The sequence below is a fragment of the Phenylobacterium sp. genome (genome assembly GCF_028290885.1).
GTDB lineage: Bacteria > Pseudomonadota > Alphaproteobacteria > Caulobacterales > Caulobacteraceae > Phenylobacterium.
Genome location: NZ_JAQGIZ010000196.1, coordinates 1 through 6,585 on the forward strand (window position 1 = coordinate 1; position 6,585 = coordinate 6,585).

7 protein-coding genes are annotated in these 6,585 nt (G+C 70.8%); 3 read left to right on the forward strand and 4 right to left on the reverse strand.

The annotated features are described in order from the left end of the window. Nucleotides 1–1,499 (reverse strand): selenocysteine-specific translation elongation factor (selB, locus tag JWP28_RS13500; RefSeq protein WP_299543651.1); only part of this gene is annotated, 1,499 nt, incomplete at its 3' end. A 36-nt stretch (nucleotides 1,500–1,535) separates the two neighbouring features. After that, nucleotides 1,536–2,990 (reverse strand): L-seryl-tRNA(Sec) selenium transferase, encoded by a 1,455-nt coding sequence (selA, locus tag JWP28_RS13505; protein ID WP_299543653.1) that lies wholly within the window; start codon nucleotides 2,988–2,990, stop codon nucleotides 1,536–1,538. A gap of 195 nt (nucleotides 2,991–3,185) precedes the next feature. Between selA and JWP28_RS13510 the strand changes: the two genes are divergently transcribed. Then, nucleotides 3,186–3,701 (forward strand): universal stress protein, encoded by a 516-nt coding sequence (locus JWP28_RS13510; RefSeq protein ID WP_299543655.1) that lies wholly within the window; start codon nucleotides 3,186–3,188, stop codon nucleotides 3,699–3,701. Between the two features lie 220 nt (nucleotides 3,702–3,921). Continuing rightward, nucleotides 3,922–4,161: a hypothetical protein gene (locus JWP28_RS13515; RefSeq protein ID WP_299543657.1), complete on the forward strand. Its 240-nt coding sequence runs from the start codon at nucleotides 3,922–3,924 to the stop codon at nucleotides 4,159–4,161. Nucleotides 4,162–4,168: 7 nt separating this feature from the next. Here JWP28_RS13515 and JWP28_RS13520 read toward each other — a convergent pair whose 3' ends face one another. Beyond that, nucleotides 4,169–4,672, reverse strand: coding sequence for a helix-turn-helix domain-containing protein (locus tag JWP28_RS13520; RefSeq protein ID WP_299543658.1), 504 nt, complete (start codon nucleotides 4,670–4,672; stop codon nucleotides 4,169–4,171). 61 nt (nucleotides 4,673–4,733) lie between these two features. Continuing rightward, complete coding sequence (locus JWP28_RS13525; protein WP_299543659.1) at nucleotides 4,734–5,462, reverse strand: SDR family NAD(P)-dependent oxidoreductase; 729 nt, start codon at nucleotides 5,460–5,462, stop codon at nucleotides 4,734–4,736. Nucleotides 5,463–5,597: 135 nt separating this feature from the next. On the opposite strand from JWP28_RS13525, the gene JWP28_RS13530 reads away from it, so the two are divergent. Next, nucleotides 5,598–6,233 (forward strand): 2-hydroxychromene-2-carboxylate isomerase, encoded by a 636-nt coding sequence (locus JWP28_RS13530; protein WP_299543662.1) that lies wholly within the window; start codon nucleotides 5,598–5,600, stop codon nucleotides 6,231–6,233. Nucleotides 6,234–6,585: the final 352 nt, after the last annotated feature.

The following is a 6,585-nucleotide window of genomic DNA, read 5'->3' on the forward strand; positions in this document are numbered from 1 at the left end:
AGGCGGACAAAGGCGCCGTCCAGCACCAGTTCGCCGGCGCCGGCCAGCCGCTGCAAGGCGGCGACGAACACCGGCGGCGGCAGCCGGGGCTGCAGCTGCAGGCGCAGCTTCTCCCGGCCCAAGCCCTGCAGGTCGGGGTTCTCGGCGTGATAGGCGGCGAGCTTAGCGATGAGGCCCGTGGTGAATCCGCGCCAGTGCTCAGGCGAAATGGCGATGCCGGCGCCGCCGGATTGCAAGCGGATCAGCCCCGACTGCGTGGCCAGCCGCTCGGCCTGGGCCGCCGACAGGGCATGGTCGCGGGCGAACGCCGCCAGGTCCCAGGCGAAGGGCGGCGCGTCCAGCAGCGCCGTGAAGGCTGCGGCCGGGTCGGCCAGGGCGACCGCGGCGAGCTGCCGGCGCCGCTCCGGGGTGCGCCGCCGCCGGAGCGGGCCGCGCAGATCGATGAAACGGCCGCCGCCGATCGTGCGCCGGGCCGACACGTCGCGCAGCACAAAGCGATCCTGCAACGCGGCGGCGATCGGTCGCTCGAGCACCAGCTGGACGTCTCCCTCGCTCCCTGGCGCGATCGGATCCTCGCTCAGAAGGACGATGCGGGCGCCGACTTCGGTCGCCGCGTGATGCAGCCGGACCGGAAACCACTGACCCACCGGCTTCGCCTCGCCGGCCAGGAGGCGCAGCCGGGCGTCGATCCGCTCCGTCGGCGCATGCAGGGCGGGATCCAGCGCCATGTCGCCCCGGCGCACCGCCTCCTTGGAGACACCCGGCCCGGTGAGGTTGAGCGCGCAGCGGTCGCCGGCCCTCCCGGTCTCCGCCGGCCGGTTCTGGGCGTGCAGCGAGCGCACCCGCGCCGGCAGGCCGGACGGGCTGATCAGCAGCTGATCCCCGACACGGACAGTCCCCGACAACACCGTGCCGGTGACCACCACGCCCACGCCTTGCAGGGTGAAGGCCCGGTCCACGGCCAGGCGGAACCGGGTCTCGGCGGACCGCTGCGCCATGACGGCGGCGGCCGCGGCCAGATGAGCGCGCAAGGCCTCGAGTCCGCGCCCGGTCACCGCAGACACCGGCAGGGCCTCGGCCGCCTCCAGCACGGTTCCGGCGATGGCCCGCCGGAGCTCGGCGGCGACCTCGGCGAGGCGTTCGGGGGTCGCCAGATCGGCCTTGCTCAGGACCACCAGGCCCTGTGCGACACCCAACAGGTCGATGATCGCCAGATGCTCCAGGGTCTGCGGCTTGACGCCCTCGTCGGCGGCGACCACCAGCAGGGCGAAGTCGATCCCGGTCGCGCCGGCCAGCATGGTGCGCACGAAGCGCTCGTGTCCCGGCACGTCGACGAAGCCGAGCACCCGGCCATCCTCGACCGGCAGATAGGCGAACCCCAGGTCGATGGTGACGCCGCGCGCCTTCTCCTCCTTGAGCCGGTCGCCGTCTACGCCGGTCAGCGCCTTGACCAGGGCCGTCTTGCCATGATCGACGTGACCCGCCGTGCCGATGATCATGGCGCTGGCCCTGCGGGGCGCCGCGCCGTCGGGCGCTCACGCCGGCGCATGGCCGTCCAAGCCGGACAGGGAAGAGAGAAAAGCCGCTTCATTGGTCAGGCAACGCAGGTCGAGCACCAGCCCGCCGTCGGCGATCCGCCCGAGCACCGGCCAGTCGAGACCGCGCAGCGCCGCCGCCAACCGCTCCAGCGCTCGCGCGCCCTGACCCGAGCGGATGACCAGGCCGGCGCTGGCGAGGGTGTCGAGCGGCAACGCGCCGGAGCCGATCTGGCTGCGGCATTCGCAGGGGGCCACGGTGAAGGCCGCGCCGACGGCCCGCGCCACCCGCGGGGCCAGGCGCCGCGCCTGGGCGGCGATCTCCGCCTGGGGCCGGGCCAGCAGCCGCAAGGTCGGCAGCCGTTCGGCCAGACGGTCAGGGTCGCGATAGAGCTCGAGCGTCGCCGCGATCGCCGCCAGCCGGATCTTGTCCACCCGCAAGGCGCGCTTCATCGGGTTGCGGTTGATGGCGGCGACCAGGGCCTTGCCGCCGACGATGAAGCCCGCCTGCGGCCCGCCCAAGAGCTTGTCGCCGGAAAAGGTCACGATCCCGGCGCCCTGCGCCACCGCCTCGTGCACGGTCGGCTCCCGCTGCAGCCCGTAGCGCGACAGGTCCACCAGCGTGCCGGAGCCCAGGTCGTGCATCAGCGGGACGTTGGCCTCGTCGGCGATGGCGGCCAGCTCCGCGGCGCCGACCTCCGCAGTGAAGCCCTGGATCCGGTAGTTGGAGGCGTGGACCTTGAGGATCACCCCGGTTTCCGGGGTTACGGCCGCGCGGTAGTCCTTGGCGTGGGTGCGGTTGGTGGTCCCGACCTCGACCAGCCGGGCGCCGGCCCGCTGCATGATATCGGGCATCCGGAACGCCCCGCCGATCTCGATCAACTCGCCGCGCGAGACGATGGCCTCGCGCCCGCCGGCCAGGGTGTTGAGGGCGAGCAGCACGGCGCCCGCGTTGTTGTTGACCACGGTGGCGTCTTCGGCGCCGGTCAGGTCGCACAGCAGCGCCCGCACATGGTCGTCGCGCTCGCCGCGCCGGCCGGACGGTAGATCGTATTCCAGGGCCATCGGATCGCGCATGGCCGCCACCGCCGCCTCGATCGCCGCTTCCGCCAGCACCGCGCGGCCGAGATTGGTGTGCAGCACGGTGCCGGTGAGGTTGAACAGCGGCCGCAGCTCCGAGCGCGCCCGCGCTTCCAGCCGGGCGAGCGCGCCGACTGCCAGGTCTTCGGCGGTCGGGGCCGACCACGCGCCGGCCTGCGCGGCCTGGCGCGCCTCATTCAGCACATCGCGAATGGCGTCGGTGGCGGCCTGGCGGCCGAACCGATCGAGGAGCGTCGCCGCAATGGCGGTGTTGAGGACGGCGCTGACGGACGACAGATCGCGCAGCCGAGCAGGTCTCGACTCTTCGATCGGCGGCTCGAACGCCGCGCCAGGCGATGCAGATTGGTCCGACATGGTTCCCAATCCCGGCCGGCTCAGGAAGGCTCCGGCCGACTGCACGATGATATGGCGATCGCAGCATCGCATGGAACCATACGATTTGGACCATCGGACATCCCGCCGCGGCGCGCCGTCGCGCGCCGAGACTCTGCGGCGCAAGCGGAACGCTAATCTGCTATGCTGTGATCATCCCTGTGCAGGACCCTTCCCATGTATGAGCGGATTCTCCTGGCGTACGACGGCTCCGCGGAATGCCGGTCGGCATTGCGCGAGGGTGCGATGCTGGCGTCCAGATGTGGGGCGAAGGTCTTCCTGCTCTCCGTCGTCTGGGACACGCCGGGGGTTCGCGCCGCTGAAGGCCTCCAGGCCGGCGCGGTGGCGCAACTGATGGAGCGATATAAGCCGATCCTGGAGGAGGGGGTCGCGCGGTTGAGGGCCCTGGGCTTCGATCCGACCGCCAAGATCGTCTTTGGAGAGCCGGCGCAGGAAATCGGCGCCTGGGCCCGCGAGATCAATGCTGACCTCGTCGTGGTCGGCCATCGCCGCCAGTCGCTCCTCGAGCGCTGGTGGTCCGGCTCTTCCGGAGCCTACCTCACGGATCACGTCGGCTGCTGCAGCGTGCTGGTGAGCCGCAACGTGATCAGCGAGGAACGATTCGGCGCCGAATTCGAAGACCATCGCGCAAAGCGGGCGGACCGGGCCGAAGCTCCCCACCCGGCCGGCTGAGATCGGGCGGCCTGTTCGCCGAAAGGCGCCGAGGTTGCGGCGTGAGCGATCTGATCATGTTCAGTTGACAAGATGCCGCTGTCCGGACGACGTGCGCCCGAACCCCGTCGAACCTTCGCCACCTTCCAACGGTCTAGTCCGTACATGAACTCCCGGAACAGCCCGCGGATCGCGCCGCATACCCAGGCCGTCTCGGTCGTCGTCAGGTTGGCCGACGCCGATGTCTGACCGGCGTCCCGTTCTGCACCTGAAGACGCCGCCGCGCGCGCGTGCGCCGGCGCCGTCCGCCGTGAAGTGGAAATGCAAGCCCTGTGGAGAGCTGCTCGAGGTCAGCTCCACGCTCGCCGACGAGGCGGTCGTCCGCTGTCCGTCCTGCAACGCCCGCCTTGGCCGGGCCGCCCAGTTCCGCAGCGAAGCCGCTCAGCCGCAGGGCGTCCGGGCGCGCCGCATCCAGAAATAGGCCCCGCTCACGTCGCGGGTCGGGTGTTGGTCCCGGCCAGGAAATAGGGCGAGCGGCCGACCTTGGCGCCGGGGCCGGGGCGCACCTCGACCTGGCGCGGCTCGAGCGGCTCACGGCACTCCGAGCAGGTCATCACCGGATGGAACTCGCAGCCGCAGCTGCGGTGCACGTGGAGCGCGGGCGCGCCCTTCCTGTCGGCCATGTGCGCGTCGCCCCAGTGCACCATGGCCATGATCACCGGGTGCAGGTCGAGGCCCTTGGGCGTCAGCCGGTACTCGTAGCGGGTCGGGTTCTGCCGGTAGGCGACCTTGGTCAGCACGAAGGCGTCCACCAGCTTCTGCAGCCGTTCGGCCAGGATCGCCCGGCCGATGCCCAGCCGCGACTGGAAGTCCTCGAAGCGGCGCACGCGCAGGAAGCAGTCGCGCAGGATCAGCAGGGCCCAGCGGTCGCCGAGCACCGAGACGGCGCGCGCCAGCGAGCAGTCCTGCTCGCCCAGTTCATCCCAACGCATCGCGCGCTCCCATGAGTTCAGTTTTCGAACTTATCATCGCGTCGGCCGGCGGGGCAACGCCTCACCACCGCTCCGAGAACGGACGGATATCCAGCTCGAAGGTCCAGGCGTCCTTCGGCTGCTGGTAGAGCATCCAGTAGGCCTCGGCGACGGAGGCGGGGTTCATCAGCACCCGGTCCTCGGCATTGCCGCCTGCCGCGCGGATGCGCTCGCGGACCCATGCGGTATCGACGCCGGAATCGATCACCAGGTGGGCCACGTGGATGCCCTGCGGGTCGAGCTCGCGGGCCGCGCTCTGCGCCACCGCCCGCAGGCCGAACTTGGCCGCCGCGAAGGCCGCGTAGCCGGGGCCGCCGCGCAGGCCCGCCGTCGCCCCGGTCATGAAGATCGCCCCCGACTGCCGGGGCAGCATGATCTTCGCCGCCTCCCGCGCGGTCAGGAAACCGGCGTAGCAGGCCATCTCCCACACCTTGCGGAACACCCGCTCGGTGGTCTCGACCAGCGGATAGTTCACGTTCGCGCCGATGTTGAAGATGCAGACCTCCAGCGGCGCAAGCGCCTCGGCCTCGGCCAGGAAGGCGGTGATGTCCTCCTCCTTGCGGGCGTCCAGGCTGCGGGCGAACGCCCGGCCGCCGGCGGCCTCGATCTCCGCCACCAGGGGGGCCAGCTTCTCGCCGCCCCGCCGGCCCAGATAGACGGCGAAGCCCTCGCGGGCGAAGCGCCTGGCGATCTCGGCTCCGATGAAGTCGCCGGCGCCCACGACGGCGACGGTGGCGTTGCGCGGGGTCATGGCGGGTCCTCCCGATCCCTGGCGCGATCTCACGCCGACGGACCGCGAAGGAACCTAGGTTTCGATCTTGAACCTTGCAAGTTCAAAAAACGAACTTAGAGTCGCCGCCAATGAAGCGGCCAGGGAGACTCCGAGATGGCCCGGAAGATCGAGTTCTACTTCGACTTCGGCAGCCCCAACGCCTATCTCTCCCACAAGGTGATCCCGGACATCGAGCAGCGCCTGGGGCCGGTGTTCGAGTACAAGCCGGCGCTCCTGGGCGGCGTCTTCAAGGCCACCGGCAACCGCTCGCCGGCCGAGGCCTACGCGGGCATCCCTTCGAAGCTGGCCTACGAGCAGCTGGAGACCGCCCGCTTCGTGCGCCGCCACGGCGTGACGGCCTTCAGGAACAACCCGCACTTCCCGGTCAACACCCTGCAGCTGATGCGCGGCGTCATGGCCGCCCGCGACCTGGGCGTGTTCATGCCTTACGTTGAGGCGGTCTACGCCGCCATGTGGGAGCGCGGCCTGAAGATGGACGATCCGGAGGTGTTCCGGCAGGCCCTGGCGGACGCAGGCCTCCCTGCGGACGAGCTGCTTGCCCGCAGCCAGGACCCGGAGGTGAAGGCCGCCCTGGTCACCGCCACCGCGGAGCTGGTGGACCGCGGCGGGTTCGGCAGCCCGACCTTCTTCGTCGGCGACCAGATGTTTTTCGGCAAGGACCGCCTGCGCGAGGTCGAGGAGGAGTTCGTCCGCCAGCGCGAGGCCGAGCCGGCCGGCGCGGGGGCGTAGGGCGGATCGACATTCAGATCCGCGACAGCGAAGGCCGTTTCGAGGGTCCTTCTCCCCTTGTGGGAGAAGGTGGCAGCCGAAGGCTGACGGATGTGGGGTTGCGCTCCGCCATCCGTGCGCGACGGCCTATCGCGTGAAGCCGAGGGTTTTGAGAGACCCCACATCCGACCTGCTGCGCAGGCCACCTCCTCCCACAAGGGAGGACGCACAAGGCCCCCCGCCAGCAGCGAATGAATGTCGATTCAACCTGGGGCGCTCATCCACAGCTCACTCAGGCGCCTCGGCGCCGGCCCCATTCATCCCGCCGAGTCGATGTAAGAGTGCCGAAGTCGACGCGAGCGGGTCGGCGGCT